30 protein-coding genes and 1 tRNA gene are annotated in these 26266 nt (G+C 42.3%); 25 read left to right on the plus strand and 6 right to left on the minus strand.

Going from position 1 to position 26266, the window contains the following annotated elements; all coding sequences use genetic code 11:
* The 5 genes from C5O00_RS04050 to C5O00_RS04070 form a co-directional block, all read right to left on the minus strand.
* On the minus strand, nucleotides 1-1599 hold the full coding sequence (locus C5O00_RS04050) for a S41 family peptidase (protein WP_105215175.1): 1599 nt from the start codon (nucleotides 1597-1599) through the stop codon (nucleotides 1-3).
* A gap of 6 nt (nucleotides 1600-1605) precedes the next feature.
* Nucleotides 1606-2031, minus strand: coding sequence for a deoxycytidylate deaminase (locus tag C5O00_RS04055; protein ID WP_105215176.1), 426 nt, complete (start codon nucleotides 2029-2031; stop codon nucleotides 1606-1608).
* 79 nt (nucleotides 2032-2110) lie between these two features.
* The gene (locus C5O00_RS04060) at nucleotides 2111-2689 is read right to left on the minus strand and encodes a HupE/UreJ family protein (RefSeq protein ID WP_105215177.1); all 579 of its coding nucleotides are present in this window, start codon (nucleotides 2687-2689) and stop codon (nucleotides 2111-2113) included.
* Between the two features lie 199 nt (nucleotides 2690-2888).
* Nucleotides 2889-4301, minus strand: a complete 1413-nt coding sequence (locus tag C5O00_RS04065; RefSeq protein ID WP_105215178.1) for an MBL fold metallo-hydrolase — start codon at nucleotides 4299-4301, stop codon at nucleotides 2889-2891.
* 787 nt (nucleotides 4302-5088) lie between these two features.
* Nucleotides 5089-5170: transfer RNA gene (locus tag C5O00_RS04070), tRNA-Leu, on the minus strand.
* A gap of 115 nt (nucleotides 5171-5285) precedes the next feature.
* Here C5O00_RS04070 and C5O00_RS04075 point away from each other — a divergent pair.
* From C5O00_RS04075 to C5O00_RS04115, 9 genes are all read left to right on the plus strand, one after another.
* Nucleotides 5286-6227 carry a ribose-phosphate pyrophosphokinase gene (locus C5O00_RS04075; protein WP_105215179.1) on the plus strand — a complete coding sequence of 314 codons (942 nt, stop codon included), beginning with the start codon at nucleotides 5286-5288 and terminating at the stop codon, nucleotides 6225-6227.
* Nucleotides 6228-6426: 199 nt separating this feature from the next.
* On the plus strand, nucleotides 6427-7101 hold the full coding sequence (locus tag C5O00_RS04080) for a 50S ribosomal protein L25/general stress protein Ctc (RefSeq protein ID WP_105215180.1): 675 nt from the start codon (nucleotides 6427-6429) through the stop codon (nucleotides 7099-7101).
* A gap of 79 nt (nucleotides 7102-7180) precedes the next feature.
* Nucleotides 7181-7813, plus strand: coding sequence for an aminoacyl-tRNA hydrolase (gene pth, locus C5O00_RS04085; RefSeq protein ID WP_105215181.1), 633 nt, complete (start codon nucleotides 7181-7183; stop codon nucleotides 7811-7813).
* A 2-nt stretch (nucleotides 7814-7815) separates the two neighbouring features.
* A complete protein-coding gene (locus tag C5O00_RS04090) occupies nucleotides 7816-8748 on the plus strand; it encodes a bifunctional riboflavin kinase/FAD synthetase (protein WP_105215182.1) in 933 nt (310 codons plus the stop codon).
* The gene (locus C5O00_RS04095; RefSeq protein ID WP_105215183.1) at nucleotides 8738-10069 is read left to right on the plus strand and encodes an HTTM domain-containing protein; all 1332 of its coding nucleotides are present in this window, start codon (nucleotides 8738-8740) and stop codon (nucleotides 10067-10069) included. Before C5O00_RS04090 ends, C5O00_RS04095 begins: the two co-directional genes overlap by 11 nt.
* A gap of 82 nt (nucleotides 10070-10151) precedes the next feature.
* A complete protein-coding gene (gene serS / locus C5O00_RS04100; protein ID WP_105215185.1) occupies nucleotides 10152-11423 on the plus strand; it encodes a serine--tRNA ligase in 1272 nt (423 codons plus the stop codon).
* A gap of 56 nt (nucleotides 11424-11479) precedes the next feature.
* A complete protein-coding gene (locus tag C5O00_RS04105) occupies nucleotides 11480-13261 on the plus strand; it encodes a tetratricopeptide repeat protein (RefSeq protein WP_105215187.1) in 1782 nt (593 codons plus the stop codon).
* 74 nt (nucleotides 13262-13335) lie between these two features.
* The gene (locus tag C5O00_RS04110; RefSeq protein WP_105215189.1) at nucleotides 13336-13995 is read left to right on the plus strand and encodes a hypothetical protein; all 660 of its coding nucleotides are present in this window, start codon (nucleotides 13336-13338) and stop codon (nucleotides 13993-13995) included.
* A 30-nt stretch (nucleotides 13996-14025) separates the two neighbouring features.
* A complete protein-coding gene (locus C5O00_RS04115; protein ID WP_105215190.1) occupies nucleotides 14026-14334 on the plus strand; it encodes a DUF4286 family protein in 309 nt (102 codons plus the stop codon).
* Nucleotides 14335-14358: 24 nt separating this feature from the next.
* Here the strand turns inward: C5O00_RS04115 and C5O00_RS04120 are convergent, their stop codons facing one another.
* Nucleotides 14359-15939 (minus strand): OmpA family protein, encoded by a 1581-nt coding sequence (locus C5O00_RS04120; RefSeq protein ID WP_158676774.1) that lies wholly within the window; start codon nucleotides 15937-15939, stop codon nucleotides 14359-14361.
* Nucleotides 15940-16138: 199 nt separating this feature from the next.
* Here C5O00_RS04120 and rsmA point away from each other — a divergent pair, with 199 nt between their 5' ends.
* From rsmA to C5O00_RS04200, 16 genes are all read left to right on the plus strand, one after another.
* Nucleotides 16139-16933 carry a 16S rRNA (adenine(1518)-N(6)/adenine(1519)-N(6))-dimethyltransferase RsmA gene (rsmA, locus tag C5O00_RS04125; protein WP_105215193.1) on the plus strand — a complete coding sequence of 265 codons (795 nt, stop codon included), beginning with the start codon at nucleotides 16139-16141 and terminating at the stop codon, nucleotides 16931-16933.
* A complete protein-coding gene (gene mgtE, locus C5O00_RS04130; protein ID WP_105215195.1) occupies nucleotides 16911-18260 on the plus strand; it encodes a magnesium transporter in 1350 nt (449 codons plus the stop codon). The genes rsmA and mgtE overlap by 23 nt, the downstream gene beginning before the upstream one ends.
* Entirely contained in the window at nucleotides 18257-18652 is a 396-nt protein-coding gene (locus C5O00_RS04135; protein ID WP_105215197.1) for an acyl-CoA thioesterase, read from the plus strand. Before mgtE ends, C5O00_RS04135 begins: the two co-directional genes overlap by 4 nt.
* A gap of 12 nt (nucleotides 18653-18664) precedes the next feature.
* Nucleotides 18665-19030, plus strand: a complete 366-nt coding sequence (locus C5O00_RS04140) for a cupin domain-containing protein (protein ID WP_105215200.1) — start codon at nucleotides 18665-18667, stop codon at nucleotides 19028-19030.
* 2 nt (nucleotides 19031-19032) lie between these two features.
* A complete protein-coding gene (locus tag C5O00_RS04145) occupies nucleotides 19033-19983 on the plus strand; it encodes a 2-hydroxyacid dehydrogenase (RefSeq protein WP_105215202.1) in 951 nt (316 codons plus the stop codon).
* Between the two features lie 43 nt (nucleotides 19984-20026).
* The gene (locus C5O00_RS14680) at nucleotides 20027-20446 is read left to right on the plus strand and encodes a response regulator transcription factor (RefSeq protein ID WP_105215204.1); all 420 of its coding nucleotides are present in this window, start codon (nucleotides 20027-20029) and stop codon (nucleotides 20444-20446) included.
* 100 nt (nucleotides 20447-20546) lie between these two features.
* Nucleotides 20547-21053, plus strand: a complete 507-nt coding sequence (locus C5O00_RS04155; RefSeq protein ID WP_105217570.1) for a DUF4199 domain-containing protein — start codon at nucleotides 20547-20549, stop codon at nucleotides 21051-21053.
* A 7-nt stretch (nucleotides 21054-21060) separates the two neighbouring features.
* A complete protein-coding gene (locus C5O00_RS04160) occupies nucleotides 21061-21516 on the plus strand; it encodes a DUF1801 domain-containing protein (RefSeq protein ID WP_105215206.1) in 456 nt (151 codons plus the stop codon).
* Nucleotides 21517-21521: 5 nt separating this feature from the next.
* Entirely contained in the window at nucleotides 21522-21908 is a 387-nt protein-coding gene (locus tag C5O00_RS04165) for a VOC family protein (RefSeq protein ID WP_105215208.1), read from the plus strand.
* A gap of 76 nt (nucleotides 21909-21984) precedes the next feature.
* A complete protein-coding gene (locus C5O00_RS04170) occupies nucleotides 21985-22347 on the plus strand; it encodes a TM2 domain-containing protein (RefSeq protein WP_105215210.1) in 363 nt (120 codons plus the stop codon).
* A 40-nt stretch (nucleotides 22348-22387) separates the two neighbouring features.
* Nucleotides 22388-22810, plus strand: coding sequence for a TM2 domain-containing protein (locus C5O00_RS04175; RefSeq protein WP_105215211.1), 423 nt, complete (start codon nucleotides 22388-22390; stop codon nucleotides 22808-22810).
* Between the two features lie 97 nt (nucleotides 22811-22907).
* Nucleotides 22908-23231, plus strand: coding sequence for an ArsR/SmtB family transcription factor (locus C5O00_RS04180; RefSeq protein ID WP_105215213.1), 324 nt, complete (start codon nucleotides 22908-22910; stop codon nucleotides 23229-23231).
* Nucleotides 23232-23248: 17 nt separating this feature from the next.
* On the plus strand, nucleotides 23249-23743 hold the full coding sequence (locus C5O00_RS04185) for a DUF6428 family protein (RefSeq protein ID WP_105215215.1): 495 nt from the start codon (nucleotides 23249-23251) through the stop codon (nucleotides 23741-23743).
* Between the two features lie 3 nt (nucleotides 23744-23746).
* Nucleotides 23747-24649, plus strand: coding sequence for a GNAT family N-acetyltransferase (locus tag C5O00_RS14685; protein WP_105215217.1), 903 nt, complete (start codon nucleotides 23747-23749; stop codon nucleotides 24647-24649).
* 4 nt (nucleotides 24650-24653) lie between these two features.
* Nucleotides 24654-25016, plus strand: coding sequence for a DUF1304 domain-containing protein (locus tag C5O00_RS04195; protein WP_105215219.1), 363 nt, complete (start codon nucleotides 24654-24656; stop codon nucleotides 25014-25016).
* A gap of 212 nt (nucleotides 25017-25228) precedes the next feature.
* Nucleotides 25229-26266, plus strand: a complete 1038-nt coding sequence (locus C5O00_RS04200) for a hypothetical protein (protein ID WP_105215221.1) — start codon at nucleotides 25229-25231, stop codon at nucleotides 26264-26266.

The following is a 26266-nucleotide window of genomic DNA, read 5'->3' on the forward strand; positions in this document are numbered from 1 at the left end:
TTAATCTTTTTTGGCTTCTGAATACTCGAGCTCCATCACCTTGTTAAGCATTGCGTCCCCATCGTTGAGAAAATATTCGAACGCATTAGTACCGAACAATTGCTGGGCAATGTTTGCCTTCAATGCAGTTCCCAGTTCATCACTGTACTTGCGAAGGTCGATCTGGGCATTTTCGAACGCAGAGTACGTATAAAATTCCTCCTTTAGCGATTCGGGGATCTCGAAATTGTCTGCAAATTGATTGAAGGTCATACCGCTAAAGAAAGACCTGTTCTTTTCCAGGTATTCGAAAATAAAATATCCCATAAATCCGCTTCTCGAAATATATTCGAGAGTTTCATTTTCCACACTGGTGTCTTTTGGCACGAAAACGTCGGGGATAATACCTCCTCCTCCGTATACAACCTTCCCGCCTGGGGTAATAAATCGCAAGGAATCTGCCACCTGTATATTCTCGGGGTCTTCCAACTCACCATTTTTATACCTGTTCTCGTAGTCGCGGTAATAATCTCCATTTCCATTGCCGTAAGGTTTCTGTATGGACCTGCCTGTAGGGGTATAATAACGTGCGATGGTTAAACGTACAGCACTTCCGTCACCCAGTGCCATTTCCCGCTGAACCAGACCTTTCCCGAAGGATCGCCTTCCTATGATAGTCCCTTTGTCATTATCTTGTAGAGCACCGGCTACGATCTCACTGGCGGAGGCAGAATTCTCATTGATAAGTACATATACCTTCCCTTTCTCAAAATCACCCTTACGGGTAGCATAACTTCTGTTCTCTTCACCGCTCTTATTACGAGTGATGAGCATAAGTTTGTCATCCTCCAGAAACTCATCTACCAGTTTTTCGGCGGCATAAATATAGCCTCCGGGATTATTCCTCAAGTCCAATACCAGGGTCTCTATTCCCTCGTCATTTAGCTCATCCAGGGCCTCGCGGAATTCGGCATAAGTAGTTTCCGAAAATCGATTTACCTTTATATAACCTATTTCATCTGTGAGTTTATACGCAGCATCTACGCTCACAAGCGGAACTCGTTTGCGTTTCAGTTTAAATTCGATCATTTTATTTTCCGAAGGCCGGTACACCGTAAGCATAACTTTAGAGTTGATCTCACCCTTTAAGAATTCGGAGATACTGTCGCGGAAGATATCCGACCCAAAAAGTGGTTTCCCGTCTGCATATAAGATCCTGTCTCCGCCTTTAATTCCGGCTTTTTCGGCAGGCCCTCCTTCTATCGCACGTATTACTGCTATGGAGTCCTTGTAGGGATAAAAACTAATCCCAATACCAACAAAATTCCCTCGCATATCATTGGCGTTGTCTTCGTAGTCGTCTACAGGGATATACACCGAATGCGGATCAAGATTTTCCAATATTCCGTTAACGGTTACATCTACTATACTATCTGTATTCACCTGGTCTACGTATTCGTAGTCGATATAGTCTATAAGCCTGTTGAGCTTGTCTTTCTTGGAGTTGGTGGCAAAGATCTTTTCGTTAGTATCGTGGAAATTCAGCTTAGACCCAATAAATACGCCTGCGGCTATGGCCACACTTATCAATAAAGGAAGGTATTTTTTCTGAATCCCCATAGGGCTCTAAATTGCTTCAATATGCGTTATACTAACGCCGGCTTTTCTTAAAAATTTCACACCCGAATTATCCTTGTACTCCTCGTGATAAACCAGACGCTTTATTCCTGCCTGGTGTATCAACTTACTACACTGCTGGCAGGGCGACATAGTTATATACAAAGTAGCCCCTTCGCAGGATTGAGTTGAAGAGGCAACTTTCGAGATGGCATTGGCTTCGGCGTGAAGTACATACCATTTGGTAAATCCTTCATCGTCTTCACAAATATTCTCAAAGCCCGTTGGCGTACCGTTATATCCGTCGCTTATAATCATTTTATCTTTCACAATAAGCGCGCCAACTTGTCTTCTTTCACAATAGGACAAGGTACTCCACTCTTTGGCCATTCGCAAATAGGCTATATCGTATTTTCGTTGTTTTTCCTGGGTCATTTGTTAGGTGATAGGTAGGCGAAATTAAAAGTAAGTTACACGATCGCAAAGCATACAGGCGTTAAATATTTGAAAAACTTTAAAATGGCCAGGTATCTACTAGCATTGGGATGGTCATTCCAATTACGATAGAGGACATGATCAACAGCCAATCTCTTTTGTTAAATCGTAGCATTCCAACAGCCAGAAATGATAGTAGCAATGTGATGAGCACGATCACGATCTGAGCCAATTCTACCCCTAAAGCGAACTCTAGTAAAGGTGCTACACTATCGTCTGTCTTCATCATATTATAGTAGCGGGCAAAACCAAAGCCATGAATAAGGCCGAAAAACAAGGTCACCAGGTAAAACATCAAATTGGCCGAAGATGGCTTATTTCGTCTGGCATTAAAAATATTATACAGTGCGGTGACAAGGATGGTGACGGGAATTAAAAACTCTACGTAGTCCCCTCGTATTGCCACGATGTTGTAATGTGCCAACAGCAGGGAAATGGTGTGCCCTATGGTGAAGAGCGTTACCAGTAACAATAATTTCCTCCATGCATTGAACGAATAAGCAGCGCATAATGCTATCAGGAAAAGGATATGGTCATAGCCATTCAGGTCGAGGACGTGGTCCAGACCTAGTTTTACATAAAGCCAGAAATCGGTCATAAAAGCGGATTAATGCGTAGTAAATGTACGAATTGACTGTAATAATTCATACAATTTGTCTCTTGAAGCAAAATCTGCTCCTTTTACTCGTATTGAGTGTGATTTCATTTGCCTACAGGCAGGACCTTGAACGGGATGGAAAATGGAAATTGGCCCTTAACAAGGCAGGCAAATTCAGAAATTTTTAAAGAATTAAAGATTACTTCTGTGTGGATGGGCAGACCTCATCTGTTATTGGAATCCCCACTTGTTTAATGTCCTTAAACCCACCTGCGATATCAACCAGGTTATGAATACCCCGGCTTTTCAGGATAGAGGCAGCAATTACCGAGCGATAACCCCCTGCACAATGTATATAAAAGGTTTCTTCGGAAGGGAATTCGGCCAGGTGATCGTTTAAAAAATCAAGCGGTGTTAAATGTGCATCCTTTACGTGAGCTGCTTCATATTCACCGGGTTTTCTCACATCGAATACCGGGATATCTTTTTCTGAAAGTTCTTGCTTAAATTCCTCTGCAGAAATCGACTTCAAAGTATCATATTCCTTTCCTGCATTCATCCAGGCTTCAAAGCCGCCTTTCAAGTAACCCAGGGTATTATCGAAACCTACGCGCGACAATCTTGTGATGGTTTCTTCCTCCCGTCCTTCGGGAGTCACCAATAATAACGGTTGTTTAACATCGCCAATAAGTGCTCCTACCCAGGGGGCGAAACCTCCATCGAGACCAATGAAGATGGATCTGGGAATATGTCCGCGAATATAATCCCGCTGGTGCCGTACATCGAGTACCAGAGCACCACTTTCATTCACTGCAGCTTCGAAGGCATCCGGCTCCAGGGCATGTGTTCCTCTTTTTATTATCTCATCGATATCCTCATATCCTTCTTTATTCATTTTCACATTTAGCGGAAAATATTGAGGCGGAGGTAAAAGGCCGTCTGTAACTTCTTTAATAAATTCTTCGCGGGTCATATCGGCTCTCAACGCGTAATTCGTCCTTTTTTGCTCCCCTATGGTTCCCACAGTTTCTTTACTTAGGTTCTTCCCGCACGCCGAACCTGCACCGTGAGCCGGATAGACGATCACATCGTCCGCCAGGGGCATGATCTTACTTCTCAGGCTGTCGAAAAGAGTTCCGGCAAGTTCTTCCTGAGTGAGATGTGCGGCTTTCTGTGCCAGATCTGGCCGTCCCACATCTCCAAGAAATAGGGTGTCGCCACTAAAAATGGCATGATCCTTTCCATTGGAATCCCGCAATAAGTAGGTAGTGCTTTCCATGGTGTGGCCTGGGGTGTGCAATGCTACAATTGTAATATCTCCAAGTTCGAATTCTTGTCCGTCACTTGCTATGATAGCTTCAAAACTTGGATTTGCATTCGGTCCAAAAATAATTGGAGCCCCGGTTTCTCTTGAAAGCGTAAGATGTCCACTTACAAAATCGGCATGAAAATGAGTTTCGAATATATACTTTATGGTAGCATTGTCTGCTTTCGCCCGGTCTATATAAGGTTTAACTTCCCGTAGAGGATCGATAATAGCAATTTCTCCATTACTTTCAATATAGTATGCTCCCTGGGCGAGACATCCGGTATAGATCTGTTCGATTTTCATATTTATTATTTCTGAAATGCAAAAATACGGATTTCGTAATTGAAGCGGGAAATGTGGTAGAAAAAAATAAAATTCTCAGAATCAATTCTTTCCATAAAAAATAGTGAATAGACGGGAGGGATTCATTGGCGATCCATTTGTCATTCTGAATTTAATTCAGAATCCATGCGGGCAAGTCCTAAACAAGACAAGAATGGGCATAAAATAATTCTGAGAATCATTCCATGAAGCAGGAGTAGCCCGCGCGGCAAGCCATGCACCTCGGTAAAAATGTCCACCGGACATTTTCTATACCCTCGGCTTCCCGTCAACGTACCGTTGAAAACCAAAATGGCGGAATCACCTAATAAAGAATTGCAATAAAAAATAGTGAATAGACGGGTGGGATTCATTGGCGACCGATTTGTCATTCTGAATTTAATTCAGAATACATGCGGGCAAGTCCTAAAAAAGACAAGAATGGGCATAAAATAATTCTGAGAATCATTCCATGAAGCAGGAGTAGCCCGCGCGGCAAGCCATGCACCTCGGTAAAAATGTCCACCGGACATTTTCTATACCCTCGGCTTCCCGTCAACGTACTGTTGAAAACTAAAATGGCGGAATCCCCTAATAAAGAATTGCAATAAAAAATAGTGAATAGACGGGTGGGATTCATTGGCGAAGCCAATGTTCCCGTCACGCTACGCGTGAAAGACACAAAAAGAAGCATATCACTTGTTTCAAAAAAAGAAGCGAGCTTCATTTTTGAAACTCGCTCATCCTTCACTTTTTTTGTGTCTTATTGTACCTTGGGTGGGAATCGAACCCACACTCCCGAAGGAACTGGATTTTGAATCCAGCGCGTCTACCAATTCCGCCACCAAGGCTTCAAGGGAGGGCAAAAATAAACAATAAAATCAAAATTGTTAGTAAATCGCGCTTTCATTTTTACGAATTCCATAACGATAATTTTACATTTGCAGCAAACCAACGTAACTTAAAATGTCCGCACCCATTCCAGAACCAAAGATATTTCCTTGCAAGCAGAGTAAGGAACTCGCTCAAAACATCGCCAATGCCTTTGGGATTCCCCTTGGGAAGATTATTACCTCAACCTATAGCGATGGTGAATTCCAGCCATCCTTTGAAGAATCGGTGCGAGGAAGCAGGGTATTTATCATTGGTTCTACCTTTCCCAATAGCGACCACCTAATGGAAATGCTATTAATGCTGGATGCGGCCAAACGCGCCTCAGCCAGGCATATTACGGCTGTGCTGCCTTATTTTGGATGGGCACGCCAGGACCGAAAAGACAAGCCGCGTGTTCCTATCGCAGCTAAACTCGTGGCGAAGATGCTGGAAACGGCAGGTGCAACGCGAATCATTACCATGGACCTGCATGCCGACCAGATCCAGGGATTCTTCGAAAAGCCGGTAGATCACCTTTTTGCCTCTACCATTTTTCTACCATACCTCAAGAGCCTGAACCTGGACAACCTTACAATCGCCTCCCCGGATATGGGTGGATCTAAACGTGCCTATGCCTACTCGAAGGCGCTTGAAAGTGATGTTGTGATATGTTACAAGCAGCGTGCTAAGGCAAACGTGATCTCGCATATGGAGCTAATTGGAGACGTGCAGGGGAAAAACGTGGTCCTGGTAGACGACATGGTGGATACAGCCGGGACACTGGCTAAAGCCGCCGATCTTATGATGGAACGCGGAGCCTTGAGTGTACGTGCCATTTGTACTCATCCTATCCTTTCCGGAAACGCCTACGAACGTATCGAAAACTCTAAACTGGAAGAGCTTATCGTAACAGATTCTATCCCATTAAGGCAATCGAGCCCTAAGATCAGGGTGTTAACTTGTGCCAATCTGTTTGCAGACGTAATGTTAAGCGTTAACGCGAATAAGTCGATAAGCTCGAAGTTCCTGATGTAATAAATTCAGAATCAAGAGAAAAGATACAGAAAGCAGAGGTACCATCCCCAGAGCTAATTCTGCTTTTTTCTTTACTACTTTTCTTTAGTCTTTTCAGAAAAAAAGCTACATTTGCACCCTCCTACGCCAAAACAGGCTTGTTGAAGCCTTATCTCCCTTTGAGAAATGCGCAGGAACTAGTATAAACTAAAATTATATAATGAAATCAATTACAATCAACGGATCTAAAAGAGAAAGCGTGGGCAAATCGGCAACGAAAGCCTTGCGTAATGCTGGAGAGGTTCCTTGCGTAGTATACGGAGGAGACGAGCCTATTCACTTTTCAGCAGATGAACTGGCATTTAAAAACCTTGTGTATACTCCGGATGTACATACGGTTGTAATTGCCCTGGAAGATGGCACTAAAGTCAATGCCATACTACAAGACATACAATTCCACCCGGTAAGCGACCGCATCTTACACATCGACTTCTATCAGATATTCGACGATAAGGAAGTAATGCTTGAGATCCCGGTTCGTGTGGTTGGAAACTCACGAGGTGTTCGAAATGGAGGGGTTTTACGAATTGTTACTCGTAAACTTCGAATTAAGGCCATCCCGGAAAATCTTCCCGATTTTATCGAGGTTGATATTACCGAAATGAAAATTGGAAACAAGAAGTATGTTACTTCTGTAGCGTCTGACGACTACAAGATCCTCCACCCTGATAACACGGTTATTTGCCAGGTGAGAACTTCACGTACCGCAATTGTGGATGAAGTAGATGAGGAAGAAGAAGAAGGACTTGAAGGTGAAGAAGGTGCTGAAGAAGGTGCTGAAGGAACTGAGGCTGGTGCCGAAGCTCCTGCTGCTGAAGCTCCTGCAGAAGAATAAAGACTTCTCAAGAATATATTTAAAAGCATCCGCCTTTGCCGGGTGCTTTTTTTTTATTTTTACTTTTCAAATAGACTGAATGTTCGCATTTTTCAGAAAATTATTCGGCAATAAGAACGACGCTCCACTTACAGATGGTGATCCTATGAAAAAATTTCTAATCGCCGGGCTCGGAAATATAGGAGCTCAATATAAAAACACAAGGCACAACGTTGGTTTTCAAATCCTGGACCGGCTGGCGGAAGAAGAATCCCTGAGTTGGGAAACCGTAAAACTAGGAGATGTAACCACCTATAAAAAGAAGGGGCGAACTTTTATACTGCTCAAGCCCAGCACTTATATGAATCTTAGTGGCAAGGCTGTGAAATACTGGTTGGAAAAAGAGAAGATCCCCCTGCAAAACTTGCTGGTGATAACAGACGACCTCAATTTACCTTTCGGTACCTTGCGGATAAAGATCAAGGGTAGTGATGGCGGACATAACGGGCTGCACGACATTCAAAACGTCTTGCAAACCACAAAATACAACCGTTTTCGTTTTGGAATTAGCGACGATTTCTCGAAAGGACGGCAAGTGGATTACGTCTTAGGCGAATGGACAGAGGAAGAAAGTGCGAAACTGGGAGAGCGCTTTAAAAAAAGCCGGGAAGTAATAGAAAGTTTCGGTCTGGCAGGCATCAATATTACCATGAATACCTTTAACGGAAAGTAAGGATGAAAGAATACAGTTCGGCAACCTCGTATAAAATTGACCAACCCTCTGTAGTTACCATTGGTACGTTCGATGGTGTTCATGTAGGCCATAAGGCCATCCTGAAACGCCTGGTAGATTCTGCAGCCAAGGAAGGAATGGTATCTGTATTGCTCACTTTCTTTCCACACCCTCGCATGGTACTTCAACAAGGAAGCGATATTAAGCTTATCAATACCATTTCAGAAAAAAAAGAACTCCTATCCAGGACCGGCCTGGATCATCTGGTCGTACACCCATTCACAGCCGAATTCTCCAGGATGACTGCAGTAGAATACGTTCGTGATATTTTGGTACATGCACTGGGTGCGAAAAAGGTAATAATTGGATACGACCACCGTTTTGGGCGAAATAGAACTGCAAGTATAAACGACCTTCGTGAATTTGGATCGCTCTACGAATTTGAAGTTGAAGAAATCTCTGCCCAGGAGATCAGTGAAGTAACAGTGAGTTCGACAAAGATCAGAAAAGCCATTGAAGAAGGTGACATCACCACCGCCAATCAATACCTCGGGTATCCTTTCATGCTTAGCGGGGTGGTGGTTAAAGGGAAGCGTATTGGTCGCACGATCGATTATCCTACGGCTAACCTTCTAATAAAAGAAACATACAAACTTATCCCGGGAAATGGGGTTTATATCGTCTTTTCAGAAATTAACGGCTCCTTGGTCTATGGAATTACCAGCATAGGTACCAATCCAACGGTAGGTGGTAAAAATAAAACCATTGAGACCTATTTCCTCGACTTCAATGAGGATCTTTACGATCGTTCTCTCCGTATAGAATTCATTGCCCGAATAAGGGAGGAAGAAACCTTCGAAACCATGGCAGATCTTAAGGATGCAATTCAAAAAGACGAAACCTTTGCCAGAAATTATTTAAAGAATTTTGGATAAGATCCTTTTCAGGCATATTGACAATACAGGGCTCGTACTCTGGCGGGTTGTATTTGGATTGCTTATTACCATCGAAGCTTTTGGAGCCATCGCCACCGGATGGGTGAAACGAACCCTCGTAGAACCCGAATTTACTTTCAACTTTATAGGTTTCGATTTTTTACAGCCTCTCCCGGGTAATGGCATGTATTTTTATTTTGCGCTCATGGGTGTTTTTGGACTCTGCGTCATGCTTGGGTACAAGTATCGATATAGTATGGCTGCTTATGCACTCATGTGGACAGCGGTATATTTAATGCAGAAAACATCGTACAACAACCATTATTACCTGATGATGCTGCTCTGCTGGATCATGGTCTTTTTGCCCGCCAATCGATGGTTTTCTCTCGATGCCAGGCGAAATCCAGCATTAAAATCTCCTTCTATGCCGCAGTGGGTGAAGATCACTGTAATATTACAAGTTGGGATCGTGTATACCTACGCTTCCATTGCAAAGTTGTACCCGGACTGGCTGGATGCAACCGTAGCCCAGTACTTCATGAGCGGGAAAAAGCACTACTGGTTAATTGGTGATCTCCTGCAACAAAGCTGGGTACACTGGTGTATTGCCTATGTAGGGATTTTATTCGATCTTCTTATTGTGCCACTTTTACTCTGGAAACGAACGCGTGTGGTTGCTTTCTGGATCTCGGTTTTCTTTCACCTGTTCAATTCGATCGTATTTCAGATAGGTATCTTTCCTTATATGTCGATGGCGTTTGCCTTTTTCTTTTTTTCTTCGGAAACTTTACAAAAATGGTTTCTTCGGAAGAGAAAAATTGTCTATACGGACGGGCAAATAATTGTCCCGAAATATAAACCTGTTCTCATTAGCGTTCTCTCTGTTTATTTCATTATACAATTATCGCTTCCACTTCGCCATTGGTTCTTTAAAGACGATGTTCTCTGGACCGAAGAAGCACATCGCCTTAGCTGGCGCATGATGCTGCGCTCAAAAAGAGGGCTGCTAACGGTCTGGATAGAGGATAAATCCACCGGAGAACGAGAACGATACGGATTTTCGAATTTGCTAAGTGCTAAGCAGAATCGAAATGTGAGAACCAAGCCCGACCTGTTGTGGCAATTAGCACAGCGTATTAAAAAGATCGAGGCAGAGAAAGGTAGGGATGTGGCTGTATTTATGGATGTTCAAGTAAAGATAAACGACGGCGAATTCCATCGACTTATCGATCTTGAAACCGACCTCGCCGCTCAAAAATGGCATCATTTTAAACATCACGATTGGATACTTCCTTCCCCGGATGATTATCATAAAAAATAAGGACTTAAGCAGGCATTTTTACTAACTTTGCCCCTGCTCTCTTATGATTTGATCATGGAGAGTGTTTAAATTTTAAAGGCAGATGTTACAGGTAAACGAAATTCGCGAACAGAAAGAAGCATTTATAAAGGCCCTTGCTAAAAGAGGCATGGATGCCACGGCCGATATCGAAGCCGTTTTACAGGCAGATGAGGAAAGGCGGAGCACCCAGGCTAAACTTGATGAAACCCTGGCCGAATCGAATAGATATTCTAAGGAGATCGGGATGCTCTTCAAGAACGGAGAGATCGACAAAGCCAACGCTTTGAAAGAAAAAACTGTAGCGCTTAAAGAGGAGTCGAAAGTACTACAGGAACAACTTTCAACTGCCACCGATACCATGGAGCAGCTGTTGTACATACTGCCCAACATCCCGCACGAAAGCGTTCCTGCCGGTACAGACGAGAATGATAATGAAGAGGTATTTTCGGAGGGAGAGATCCCCGCTTTGAGTGGTGATGCCCTGCCCCATTGGGAACTCGCTAAAAAATACGACCTGATCGATTTCGAGTTGGGTGTAAAGGTAACCGGAGCCGGATTTCCTGTGTTTAAAGGAAAAGGTGCCAAATTACAACGGGCACTTATTACCTATTTCCTCGATAAGAATACCGCCGCCGGATACACCGAATACCAGGTTCCTCATCTAGTAAATGAAGCCAGTGGGTACGGCACCGGACAACTCCCGGATAAGGAAGGACAGATGTATCATGTAACCGGTGACGATCTGTATTTAATCCCAACCGCCGAAGTTCCGGTAACTAATTTGTTTCGTGGAGATCTGTTGATGCATAATCAGCTCCCCATTTGCTGTACAGGCTATACACCTTGCTTTAGAAGAGAAGCAGGAAGCTATGGGGCCCATGTTCGAGGGCTGAACCGCCTGCATCAATTTGATAAAGTAGAGATCGTACGAATAGAACATCCCGATAATAGCTACGCAGCATTGGACGGTATGGTTGATCACGTTAAAGGAATTCTTCGTGATCTTAAATTACCCTATCGCATTTTAAGGCTATGCGGGGGTGATCTAGGATTTACTTCTGCCCTTACCTACGATTTCGAGGTGTTTTCAACAGCTCAGGATCGCTGGCTGGAAATTTCTTCGGTCTCTAATTTTGAAACTTTTCAGGCAAACCGTCTTAAACTTCGATTTAAAGATGCCGATGGAAAGAATCAATTAGTTCATACTCTTAATGGAAGCGCCCTGGCCCTTCCAAGGGTAATTGCAGGTATTCTTGAAAATTATCAGACCCCGGAAGGTATAAAGATCCCCGATGTACTTGTTCCTTATTGTGGTTTTGATATGATCGTCTAAGAAGCGGCCTTGTTTTTGATATACCTTTTCCGGTATCATTTCGTTATATTTACCCTATGCGCATTATAGTACTTTTACTCTTATTGGCGCTGGCCACACCCTGTGTTGGCCAGAATGAGCTATTGGCTAAAAATTATTTCGACAGGGGAGAATACGATAAAGCCCTTTCCCTTTACGATAAGCTGTATAGTAAAAATCCCGGACGTCTCGATTTCTTTCTGTATATCATTCAGTCTAACCAACAGTTGGAAAAATTCTCTGTTGCTGAAGAAATGCTGATCGAAAAATTGAGTGGACGAAGAATTATTCCTCAATTATATGTAGAGTTAGGCTATAATTATTCTTTACAGGATAAGGATTCGTTGTCCCAGGTGAATTATCGAAAAGCAATTGAGTACACCCTTGAAAATCCTGTGTACGCCTACTCGATAGGAAAGAGTTTTGAAGAATACAGCTTGCTGGACGAGGCGGTCGAGGTATACGAATCTGCCATGGACAGGGATCCCAACAAGGATTATAATGTTCAACTCGCCAGGATCTATGGCGAATTGGGGAAGTTGGAAGAAATGTTCGACACCTACCTCAACCTTATGCAGAGTAATCCGGCATACCGTTCTATCGCAAAACGAAATTTTAGTCAGTATGTCACCGAAGACCCCATCAACGAAGCCAATGTTATTCTTCGGAAGACACTATTAAAGAAATCTCAATCCAATCCGAATACATTATATAACGAGCTTCTTAGCTGGCTTTTCATTCAGCAAAAAGATTTCAAGAAGGCCTTTACCCAGGAGAAGGCTATTTACAGAAGAGACCAACGGGATCTCACCGGGATAGTGGATCTGGCTCTTATCGCTATGGGAGAAAAAGATTATGAAAGCGCAAGAGAGATCGTGGATTTCATTATAGAGAATGCGCCCACCATGCAGGCCGCAATGCAAGGGCAGCAATACCGAATGAAGATCATGCTGGATACTGCGCAACTAAAAGACTATCCCCGAATAGAAACCGAGTTCGAAAAATTACTTGAGAGCTTTGGCAAGAATGGCAATTCATACGGTTTACAGTTAGACTATAATCACTTTCTCGCATTTCAGGCAGGAAAGAAAGAAAAGGCCATCGCCAACTTAAAGATCCTGGCGAACGAGGAATTGTCCATATATCAGCAGGCAAGGGTAAAAATGGAGCTGGCAGATATATTGGTATTTGATGAAAAATTCAACCAGGCGCTTATCTACTATTCTCAAATTCAGAAAAAAGTAAAGAACGATGTGCTTGCGCAGGAAGCCAGGTTTAAAGTGGCTAAGACAAGTTACTATAAAGGAGACTTTCAATGGGCCCAGGTACAGTTGGATGTCTTGAAGAAATCATCTTCCCAACTTATCTCCAATGACGCTATGGAATTAAGCCTGATGATCCGTGACAATTCGCTGGAGGATTCTACACAAACGGCACTTAAAAAGTTTGCAAGGGCAGATCTGTTGGCATTACAGAACAGGTTCCCGGAAGCAATAGCCGCATTGGACGAAATTTTACTAAATCACAAAGGCGAGAAAATTGAAGACGAAGCTTTATTGAAACAGGGGAAGCTTTTTGAAAGTACCTTGCAGTTTGAAAAAGCTGAAGCCAACTACCAAAAGATCATCGAATTCTACAAGGAGGATATCCTGGCAGACGATGCCTTCTTCCGTCTGGCCAAATTATATGAGACCCAACTAGGAGCACCCGAAAAAGCCAAAGACCTCTACGAACAGATCATCTATGACTTTGCAGATAGTATTTATTTTGTGGAGGCCCGAAAGCGATTCAGGATGTTAAGAGGGGATGCCATCGAGTAATCCCAATATCTCAGCTTCTGGCAGGTGGTTTTTCTTTTCTATATTTAGCAATTATAATCTATTAGCATTTTCGCATGGCAAGAGTTCGGAAAATAGACTGGCTCAATCATTCTCTGGAGTTTTTGGTAGTAGTGGTGGGTATTTTGATCGCCTTTCAGTTAAATACCTGTTCAGAAGAGAAGAAAGAAGCGCAGATCGTCCAGCGACATACTACCAACATCATAGCCGAAACTAAATTCAACCGTAATAATATCGAGCGAACTTTGACACAATGTGAAAATTTGAAAGCCAAAATCGATACCCTATTAATTGAAGTTACTTCGGGCCAAAATGTTGAAAAGATAAATAGCCTTAGTTTGGAAGCCCTTCAGTTAAATAATGGTTATTATAAACAGAATGCATACAATGCTGTGGTAGAAACTGGCGATATGCGATTGTATGAAGATGTAGAATTAAGAGATGATATCATTTCCCTGTACGAATATTACGCCTGGGCAAAAGGGATCGATGAAGCTACATTAGAGACGTACACAACTTACTATTACCCTTATGCGGTGGAAAATTTCGATCTGATAAATGGTGAACCTCAAGCCATCGAAAAATACAATAACCGGAAGTTTGGCAACATCCTAGCCGGTTATAGTTATATGATGAAATTTAGGATAGAGAAACAAAAGGAGTTGTTAGAAAAGACAACCGAATTTTTGGATAAATATGATCACAGTAGTGATTAGTATAAATTCCGTTCAATAAATTAATAAAGCATGTACATATACAATGTTACCATAAATATAGACGAAGATATCCACGACAAATGGTTACAATGGATGCAAACCGAACACATCCCGGCCATGCTGGATACTGGAAAATTTAGCAAAGCCCTGATGACCCGTGTACGGGTAGAGGAAGAAATGGGTGGGATCACCTACTCGATTCAATATCGTACAGATTCGCTTGAAACGCTTCAGAAATATTACAAGGAGAATGCTCCGTCCCTAAGGGCACAGAGTAAACCCTTTGAGGGCAAATTTGTAGCTTTTCGTACCGAACTTGAAGTGGTTAGTGAACAGTAACCAGATTTAGATTAAGAGTGAGTCTTAATTAATTTGAGGGGATTCATCCATCACGATGAATTCAACCCTTCTATTTAATTCGTGTTCTTCTTCGGTGCATCGGGTACACTCGATCAAAGGAGAACTCTCCCCAAAGCCAGACGGGATCATCCTGTCTCCGGCTATACCTTTTGCAGCCAGATAATCTACTGTAGATTTGGCCCGTGCAAGTGATAACCTTTGATTGTAGCTATCGTTCCCACGATTGTCTGTATGAGCATTAATAGCAACTTTCATTTCCGGGTTCTCTCTAAGCGTGCGATACACTTTATTTAGAGTAATAGTCGAATTTGGCTTTATCACGGCACTGTCAAAATCAAATTGAATGTTCTCAATTTTAATATATGTCTTTTCTTCGGTGGTCACGATCTCCGCGGCTATGATCTTTAAAATTACATCCTGTTGAAATATCTCGGTTTTATTGTCCGTATCGAACATCGTAAAACCTGTTTGGAATCCGTCTTTCTCGGCGGTTAGGGTGTAGTTTTCGAAAGGCAGCACCTGGAATTGGAAGTTACCCTCACTATCTGAAAGCACACTTCCTACTTCATTGCCGTCTGTATCAGTTAATTGTACAGAAGTGCCTGCTAAGGGAAGTCCAGTGTCAAAATCCAGTACTTTACCCGTCACTTGTTGTTCTAATCTGGATTCAGTATATCGATATATGTCGAAGCTACCTTCTCCCTCACTTCTATTTGAAGTAAAATATCCCAGCCTTTCTTCTGCAGGGATGAATGCAACTTCATCAGCCGTAGAATTGAGTGTATTACCTAAATTTACAATATGCTTGTATCCTTCCCTAGTTTTTCGAGTTTTAAAAATATCGAACCCTCCCAGGCCCGGATGCCCATTAGAGGCAAAATATAAAAACTTACCATCGGGAGAAGTATGGGGAAACTTTTCGTCCTTTACGGTATTGATATTTCCCTCTACAGCTTCAACAGGTCCAAAAGTGCCATCTTCCATTATTTTTATCTTGTAAATATCGAAACCACCCACAGATCCCGGCATATCCGATGCAAAGTAAAGCGTACGACCGTCATTGCTGAGATGCGGATTTTCAATCGAATAGGATTCACTGTTAAAGCTCATGGGGGTAATATTCTCCCATCGACCCAATTTTACCGGATCCATTTTAGCCATGAACAATTGGAACAATTGGGTATTCCCTTTCAAATTGGTGGTGAAATACATGGTAAAACCATCTTCCGTAAAAGTAACGGTTCCCAGGTTCTCATTTTTATTCAACACATAAGAGAACAACAAAGGACGTTCCAAGTCCCAATCGGGCAGGATGTCATTACAGAATAGATTGGTAAAAGGTTCTCCGGTTATAGGGTCCTGTCTGGCAAATGCACCAATTTTTCTGGAAGAATAAGAAATGAACTTATCCCTAAACAGGCAGGAGCCATAATCTGAATAAGAGGTGTTTATTCCAGTGGTAAGAATCTCGAATCTGAATCCGTTATCATCGATATTAGAGTTGAAATTGTCGGTTTTTCCGTTTTGGGAAAAGCCAGTAAAAGCGACAAGAATCGCCACAAGCAATAGGGGATATTTAATCATCTTTTGTGAGGTTTGATATACTTGTACAGCCTTAGGCGAATACAAATTGAGAGTAAACCTACAAAATATGGAGAAAATTCCTACATACTTTTGGTGAACAGGGAAAACTATCGATAAATGGTAAATACCCGAAGACTTGGGTGCTGTTTTTATAATTCTGAAGGGTTTTCATCTTAATACAATACGTACCTTTGAAACTATGCATAAACCTGTTCGGGCGAAAAAACATCTGGGGCAGCATTTTCTTCATGATGAGGGAATAGCCGAAAAAATTGCGGATACGCTTACCCTTACCTCCTGTAATAATGTTCTGGAAATTGGACCAGGTATGGGTGTACTTACCAAATACCTGCTTGAAAAACCCATCAAACTCGTCGCTCTGGATCTGGATAAGGAGTCTATAGAATATTTAAAGGAACATTTTAAAGGCAAACCGCTGGAGATCGTGGAGGCAGATTTTCTTAAATACGATCTATCAAGAGTTTTCCCCGATCAATCTTTTGCTATTACCGGGAATTTCCCTTACAATATCTCGACACAGATCGTATTTAAACTATTGGAGCACCGGGACAGGATCCCTCTATTTACCGGAATGTTTCAGAAGGAAGTTGCCCAACGTATTTGTGCTGGCGACGGAAGTAAGACATACGGCATCCTATCGGTTTTAACACAGGCTTTTTACAACGCAGAATACCTTTTTACTGTAAAACCAGGGGTTTTTAACCCCCCTCCCAAGGTAGATAGCGGCGTACTTCGCCTTAGCCGTAAAAAGGATTACTCCCTTCCCTGCGATGAAAAACTATTTTTCAAAGTTGTAAAAACGGCATTTCAGCAAAGGCGGAAAACCCTGCGTAACTCCTTAAAAATCTTTAATCTTTCTCAAAAACTAAAAGAAGATACTATCTTTGGCCTTAGGCCGGAGCAACTTTCGGTCGAGGCGTTTATTTCACTCACACAAAAGATAGAAGAAGATGCAGTTTCAGCTAACAACTGATTTCATTTCTCAGATCGAGCAGCTCATTTCCGTAAAAGACGGGAAAGGGCTACAGGAATTGCTGCACGAACTTCACTTTGCCGATGTGGCCGAGATCCTGGAGGAGCTGAACAGCGACGACGCAACTTACCTCATCAAACTTCTTGAAAGTGAGATCACTTCAGAAGCACTGATGGAACTTGACGACGATGTTAGGGAAAAGATCCTCAGTAGGTTATCCCCTAAGGAAATCGCCGAAGAACTCCAGGAAATGGATACCGATGACGCTGCCGATATCGTAGCCGAACTGGACGATGAGATTCAGCAGGAGGTGATTGAAAAGATCGAGGACGACCTGTTAGCCGCCGACATTGTCGAACTCCTTAATTACGACGAGGATACGGCCGGAGCCTTAATGGCAAAGGAACTTGTGAAAGTAAAGGAAACCTGGACCGTGGCGGGCTGCGTGCGAGAAATGAGACGCCAGGCCAAAAATGTTACACGCGTTCATTCCATTTATGTGACCGATAAGGATGGGAAACTAAAAGGAAGATTGTCTCTTAAAGACCTGCTCACAGCACCCGAAAAAGCACATATAAGTGAGGTGTATATACCAAAAGTAGATTATGTAACGGTAAATACAGAAAACGAAGAAGTTGCCCGGATCATGCATAAGTACGACCTCGAAGCCATCCCGGTGATCGATGAAGAAGGCGTTTTGTTAGGACGCATCACCATTGATGATATCATGGATTTTATAAAAGACGAGGCCGAGAAGGATTATCAGATGGCCGCGGGTATTTCTGGTGATGTTGAAGCAGATGATAGTATCTGGCAGCTCACGCGGGCACGATTACCCTGGCTTGTTCTGGGGCTCTTTGGTGGTTTAGGAAGTGTGTACATCATGCAGGGATTTGAAGAAGCACTCACCCAATACCCCATTCTCTTTTTCTTCACACCGTTAATTGCGGCGATGGCGGGTAATGTTGGTGTACAATCCAGTGCGATCATCGTGCAGGGACTGGCAAACGACAATGTAAAAGGCAGCCTCTTCAACCGTTTGATAAAAGAAGTTGGCCTGGCATTAATAAACGGACTCGCCCTTGGCTTACTGGTTATTCTATTTGGTACCATCGTAGGACAAGATCAACTGGTTAGTATTACCATTGCGGTTTCTATGTTATCTGTGATCATTGTAGCTGCTTTGGTGGGCACCTTCGTTCCAATCGTCCTCGATAAGCGCGGTATCGATCCGGCCATAGCAACCGGGCCTTTTATTACCACCAGTAATGATATCTTCGGAATTTTCCTGTTCTTCTGGATATCCAAAATCATTCTTCATTTTTGAATCCAGAGATTTACAGCCTGCATATCACCGTTCCGGCATCGGCTATTGATGACAGAGGGCACGTAAACAACCTAGCATACCTGCAATGGTGCCTGGAAGCGGCCGAAAAACACTGGGAACGGAATGCTTCTGAAGATCTTCGGAAGAAATATGTGTGGTATGTACTACGCCATGAAATAGACTATAAGGCAGCCGCTTTTGAAGGCGAAGAATTGCAAATCGATACCTGGGTGGCCACCGCTGAAGGAGTGCGAAGTAAAAGGTGTTATAATATATTTAGAAGTAGTGATAAGAAGCTATTGGTAGAAGCAAGCACCAATTGGTGTCTTCTGTCTACTGAAAATCTAAAACCCACTAAAATTCCTGAAGAAATTCGTACTTTGTTTGAATAAAAATGAGGTGCTATGAAGCCTATTAATATTCAGAAAAAATTCGAGAAATTTACAGATCACTGGCATCCTCACCGTATAGCGGTAGTGGACGATATGCAGGTGCTGTTGGCCAAAATAAAAGGTGAGTTTGTATGGCATGCTCATGAAGATGAAGACGAGCTGTTCTTTGTACAGAAAGGAGTGCTCGAAATGCATTTCCGCGATAGAGTAGAGATCGTACATCCCGGGGAGATCATTGTGGTTCCGAAAGGAGTAGAACATTGTCCCAAAAGCCGTGATGAGGAGGAAGTCCATCTCTTGCTTTTTGAGAAACTAAGTACCAAACATACTGGGGAGGTATTAGATAAAAAAACACGAACTAAATACCCAATGATCTAGCGATGCATATACTTCACCTGGATACAAACCATCCCATATTGATAGAACAACTTGCCCAGGCTGGTTTTACCAATACCGAGAATTATACGGGATCCAGGGAGGAAATTAAAGGGATGATCCACAAGTACGACGGAATTGTGATTCGTAGTCGATTCGATATCGATCGCGATTTTATCAATGCGGCTACGAAGCTAAAATTCATTGCCCGGGTAGGCGCCGGCCTGGAAAGTATCGATACAGAATATGCCGAGTCCAGAGGCATTGAACTCATTGCAGCGCCCGAGGGTAACCGCAATGCCGTTGGCGAACATGCGCTGGGGATGCTACTTTCTTTATTCAATAATCTAAACAAAGCCGACCGCGAAGTTCGTAGCGGCCATTGGAACAGGGAAGCTAATCGCGGAACAGAACTCGACGGGAAGATCGTAGGCCTGATAGGTTACGGAAATATGGGAAAAGCCTTCGCCGAAAAAATGAACGGATTTAATTGTACTGTACTTTGTTGCGATATAAAGGAGGGAGTGGGAAACAAAAATGCGACCCAGGTTTCGTTAAAGACTCTTCAACAGATGAGCGATGTGGTTAGCCTGCATACCCCCTGGACTCCGGAGACCGACAAAATGGTGGATGCTAATTTCATTTCAAATTTCAGCAAACCCTTTTGGTTCCTTAACACGGCCCGCGGTAAAAGTGTGGTTACGGCAGACCTGGTCGCTGCCCTAAGATCGGGGCAGATACTTGGTGCAGGGCTGGACGTACTCGAATATGAGAAAAATTCGTTTGAGTCGCTATTTACTTCCGAAGAGATCCCTCATGCGTTAAAGGAGCTAATACAGATGGATAATGTGATTTTAAGTCCGCATATCGCAGGGTGGACTGTGGAAAGCAAGCGAAAACTGGCAGAAACAATTTTCGAAAAGATCGTAAAGAGTTTTCCTACTGGTAAGAGATAAGAACGATGATCGTTAATAACCAAAGAATTTTCTACTTTTAAGTGTGAAGAAAACGATCGTAGTTTTTACGCTTCTAATCATTGCCTTGCTCACGCTTTTTCAGCTGAGTAAATATACCGTCACTTCGGGAAGTATTCAGATGGAAGTGGTGGTTGCAGGTATCGCCTTGTTGTTCCTGCTAATAGGTTTTCTTTTAAGCCGAAGATCCTCCACTCCAGATACTAACGCTTCCGAAGAAACAAAAATTGACCAGCGTAAAATAGAGGAATTGGGAATTAGCAGCCGCGAATATGAAATATTACAGGAAATCGCAAAAGGGCTTTCTAATAAAGAGATCGCGGAGAAATTATTTGTTTCGGAAAGCACGGTGAAGACACATGTGAGTAATCTATTTACAAAGCTTGATGTAAAACGAAGAACTCAGGCCATACAGCAGGCAAAATCGTTTAAAATCCTTACCTAAACCGCAAATAGTACTAAAGTTTGATACGAATTGGTACTTTAGTATGAGTGTTTCGGCTGCAATCGAGTATACATTTGCTGAAACATTTAAAAAACGATCCATGAAAAAAACAGTATTGAAATACGGTTTGTACAGTTTGCTAACGGCATCTGTACTTTTTCTGCTAGCCTTTCTTATCGGGAAAGGCATGAGTTATTCTGTACAGGAGGCCATTGGGTATTTTACCATGGTGGCGTCTCTTGTCTTTGTTTTCTTTGGAATTCGCCATTACAGAGATCACATAAATGATGGGAAAGTTAGCTTCGGAAGAGCATTGTGGTTAGGTTTTCTAATCTCCTTATTCGCCGGACTGGGATTTGGGGTAGTAGATTATATATATACCACAGTGATAAATCCCGATTTCGCGCAAGAGTATCTTGCGGCGATGACCTCCAAAATGAAGGCCACCCTGCCAGCCGAAGAATTTGAAACCCAGAAAGCGGTTCTGGAGCAACAAATGGAGGATTACGGAGGCTCCGGATTTATGGCCTTTATCATGTTTATAACCGTGGCCATGATAGGATTGGTAATTTCTATAATCTCGGCATTAATCTTACAACGAAAATAAATTTAGTATGCAATACGAAGCAGCAACACCCGATGAATACATGAATATGATCCCGGAAGAACGCAAAGCACCAATGGCCAAACTGCGATCTGTCATCCTGAAGAACCTTCCTAAAGGTTTTGAAGAGGGAATGAATTATAAGATGATAGGGTATTATGTACCCCATAGCAAGTATCCCGACGGATATCATTGCGACCCAAAACTTCCTTTACCCTTTATGAATATAGCCTCACAGAAAAACTTTGTTGCGGTATATCATATGGGCATGTACGCGAAAAAAGAACTATACGACTGGTTTGTTAGTGAATATCCCAAACATTGTAAATACAAACTGGACATGGGAAAAAGCTGTATCCGATTTAAGCGCATTGATGATATTCCTTATGAGCTTATAGGAGAACTTACGGGGAAAATGTCTGTGAAGGAATGGATAGATATTTACGAATTGAATGTAAAAAGATAACGATCATGAAAAAAAGAGTAACAGGACTAGGAGGATTCTTTTTTAAAACAAAAGATCCCGATATGGTAAAAACATGGTACAAGGAACACCTGGGGATACCAACAGATCAATATGGATGGACATTTTGGTGGAAGGACGAAGAAGGCAACAAATGTTCTACCCAATGGAGCCCATTTAAAGAAGATACCCAATACTTTAAACCCAGTGAAAAACAATTTATGATGAATTTCAGGGTAGAAAATCTAAAAGAACTCCTCGCTGCGTTAAAAAATGAAGGAGTGACGGTTGTTGGTGAAATGGAGGAATACGACTACGGAAAATTTGGCTGGATCCTGGACCCGGAAGGAAATAAGATCGAGTTGTGGGAACCAGTGGATGCTGCCTTCGAATAATTCCCTTGATAAAAACATAGTGCTGCTATCATTATTTTTTATAATTTTAAAACTTACTTATTTAAAATAACCAACTATGTCTGAAGAAAATAACAAGGACACATTCGACAATGCAAAGGAAAGTGTTGAGAATGCAGCCGATAAAATTGGCGAGGGTGCCAAGGAAGCAGCCGGCGAAATAAAAGAAGAGTGGAACCAGGTAACTCAGAGTGAGAACAAGAAAATGATTGCGGGTATCCTTGCGATCGTTATTGGGTCTTTAGGTATCCACAAGTTTATCCTGGGATATACGCAAGAGGGGATCCTTCAAATTGTAATAACTTTTGTAACCTGTGGTATTGGTGGGATAATTCCATTGATAGAAGGTATTATCTACCTTACAAAGAGTGACGAAGAGTTCTATCAAACATATCAGGTGAACAAAAAAGGCTGGTTTTAATTTCGTACTTTAGAATACTAACCAAAAAAGATAAATAATTATGTCTGAAGAAAACAACGAAAACCTCGGGGATGAGCTAGAGGACAAGGCCAACGAATTAAACGAAGAAGCAAAGGATACAGCCGAAGAAATAAAACAAGAGGCTAAATCGACAGCTAAAGAATTCAAGGAAGGCTGGACCGAAGCTACCCAAAGTAAAGAGAACAAGAAACTCATCGCGGGTTTACTGGCACTCTTTGTAGGTTATCTGGGAATACACAAGTTTATACTCGGATATAATAAAGAAGGGATTATCCTACTCGCGGGATTCGTGATCGGCCTAATTACCTATTGCTTTATTATTGGGATTTTTATCATTATGGCGGTGGCGATAATTCCTTTTATTGAAGGGATCATCTACCTCACCAAAAGTGACGAAGATTTCTACAACACCTATCAGGTAGGAAAGAAACCCTGGTTCTAGAAACAACAAAATAGAAAAGCTTTTAGCAGGAATTTCTTCTGAAAGCTTTTTTAATTGGCTTTAATATCGTAATATTGCGATATATAAATTATATTCCATGGGCGTTTCAAAAAGACATTTGCATTCCATACAGGTAAATCAACTGGCAGATCTGGCCAAGGTGTTATCGCACCCGGCCAGAATTTCAATACTCAATTACATTGGCGATTGCGATGGTTGCCTATGTAAGGATATTTCAGAAAAAATTAGACTCTCACAGCCCACTACCTCCCAGCATCTGCAGGTGATAAAGAAATCTGGATTATTGCGTAGCAAATTTGAAGGAAAGGCGCAGTATTATTATATCAACAAGGATAAACTCACTGCACTCAAAGAACTGTTTACCGAATTTTTTGAAACAACAGAACGAAAATGTTGCTAACTCCATAACAGGCACTCATGAAAACACAAGAATTTCTATCGTTATTACAGGCTCATCAGGATAAAGCACTCATCTTTGAATATAGCCCGGGCAAGCTTGTGGGGGCCAATTATCATATCACCGAAGTGAAGCATGTAATGATAGATTCGATCGACTGTGGAGCGAATTCGGATAACTGGAATGAAACAATTATCCAGTTGTGGGAAAGCCCTTTGGAACTTCTAAAAACACAGTATTTATCGGTTAATAAAGCAACAGGCATCCTCAATAAGGTCGCCGGGATGAGAGCGTTCGATCCTGCTTCTGAAATTAAAATAGAGTACGGAAATAAAAATTTTCATACCACTCAATTGTTTATAGGTGATCATAAAATACAAGGCAGTGACCTGGTCATTTCACTTGAAACTACAAAAACAGATTGCAAAGCGAAAGTTGATTGTGGAATTCCGAGTGTGATCACGAAGGTAGCCTCGGCAATGGGTTGCTGTAATACCAGTAGTGGATGTTGTTAGACTATGCAAATTCTACCCCTCCAAAAAGAACATTATCCTCAGGTAGCCCGGATCTATAAAGAAGGCCTGGCTACCGGCATTGCCACATTCGAGACCGAGGTCCCGGATTGGGAAACATGGAATAAAAAATTCTTACCTCACGGCCGATTTGTGATAGAGGAAAATCATGAGGTCGTAGCATGGTGTGCCTTAAGCCCTACTTCCCCGAGAGCTGTATATAAAGGCGTAGTTGAAAATACTGTGTATGTGGGTGCAGCCCATCAACGCAAAGGCTACGGTAGAATGTTACTTGAGCACTTAATAGAGTTTTGTGAAACGGAAGGCTACTGGACCTTACAGGCCGCTATTTTCCCCCAGAACCGGGCAAGTATAAAACTCCATGAGGATTGTGGTTTCAGAGTATTAGGGATTCGAGAAAAGATCGCACAACGCCATGGGGTATGGCATGATAATGTGCTTATGGAGCGCCGAAGCAAAAAGGTAAAATTTATAAAGAACGTGCTGGTTCTATGTACTGGAAACAGTTGCAGGAGCCAGATGGCCCATGGATATTTAAAGGGTATGGCTAAGAAAAAAGCACAAATTTACAGCGCAGGGGTTGAAATTCATGGATTAAATCTGAACGCCGTTTCCATTATGGCCGAGGATGGTGTAGATATTAGTTCTCACACGTCAAATCACATTGAGGACTATGAAGGTATCAGCTGGGATTTTATAATTACGGTTTGCGACCAGGCGCATGAGAATTGCCCTATCATAAAGGCACCGAATGCAGTTAGATTGCATCAAAACTTCAGCGACCCATCCAAAATAACAGGTTCTAACAAAGAAATTCATGCAGCATTTCTTAAGACCAGGAATGCGATAAAGGAATATTGTCGTAAGTTTATAGAAACAAACCTATAAACTCATGTCTTTCGCAAGCACTCTGCTCATAGGCTTTATCGCCTTATTACATCTTTATATCATGTGGTTTGAAATGTTCGCCTGGACTACCCGGGGCCGAAAGGTTTTTCGCAATTTCCCTAAAGAACTGTTCGAGCCTACTAAACCTATGGCAGCCAATCAGGGACTTTATAATGGTTTCCTGGCTGCCGGACTAATTTGGAGTTTCTTTATTGAAAATGAACAGTGGCAAACCAACGTAGCCTTATTCTTCCTGATCTGTGTAGCGGTTGCCGGAATCTATGGTTCCATCACGGCCAGCCGAAAGATCTTCTTTGTCCAGGCTCTACCAGCACTTATTGCGATTTCTGCCTTACTGGTGGGATAAAACTATTACCTGCACACAACGAATTATTTTATAAGCTCCTAATTTTTAGTGAGATAATTTTTCTACCTTTATCTAGCTAACTAACTAACCAATGCCAACCTCCGCACTTTTGCTATTATATAATCTATGGCAAAAAATCCACATTCTTTACTTTAATAATTCACTTTCAATTTAATGGAAAACGGGCGTGGTGTAGTTTTTATTTAACGTATATGAAACTGCATAAATCTTTTATTCTTGCAATCGTTTTGGGCCTGGCCTCTGTTGTTTGTTGGGAATTGTATTGGAGATCTCAAGGAATGGTCCCCAATATAGACGACAACAACAATTTGTCTTCCATTCAACGAGCAAAGTTGAAAAATCCTTCAGACGATCAGGTTGTTTTCATCGGGTCATCAAGGATATTGTTCGATATTCAATTGGATCTGTGGAGAGAACAAACCGGCACCGAACCGGTTATGCTGGCATTTCAAGGTGCTTCTCCGCTACCTACCTTGCAGGACATTGTTGAAAATACAGATTTTAATGGCACTATGATCGTGGGTGTTACTGAAGGATTGTTTTTTTCAACCACCTTCGATAAGGCTCCGCCTATAAGTCGCGCCAAGGAACGTATACAGCACTTTTATGACAGAACCTATGCGCAACGTCTCAACCACCTTTTTTCCATTCCCTTACAAAAAAACCTGGCCTTTGTGACTGTGGCCGACGAGACCTGGGATTCGGATGTGGATCTTAAAACCTTATTAACACGATTAAGAAAAGGAGAACGGGCAGGCCCTCTCCCTGCACCCTTCTATCAATTTGAAGACGTCTCCCTTGACAGAAATGTACAGATGTCTGAAAGAACCACAAACGATACGGCTTATGCAAATACGATAAAATTGGCCTGGCAGGATATGTTATCAGGTGCTATGCCGCCACCTGATAAAAAAGGAACTACCGAATTCTTCCTGAAATATGCTGAGAAATTTCGTGAAAGAGGAGGACAAATAATCTTAGTGCGATGCCCTTCAGACGGATGGTTCAAAGAGATCGAAGCCAAGGGTCTCCCACGAACCGAATATTGGGACTCCCTCGTACTGAGATCGAAATTACCGGCCTATCACTACGCAGATTATCAACAATTCCATGATCTGAACCTCCCGGAATGGTCTCACCTGTCTAAAGAGGACGCCGATTTTTTCACCACCGAATTGATAAAGATCCTGAAAAAGGACGGAGTATTAACCCATTCTAAAACCGAATAG

Source organism: Pukyongia salina, from assembly GCF_002966125.1.
In the GTDB taxonomy this organism is placed as follows: Bacteria; Bacteroidota; Bacteroidia; order Flavobacteriales; family Flavobacteriaceae; genus Pukyongia; species Pukyongia salina.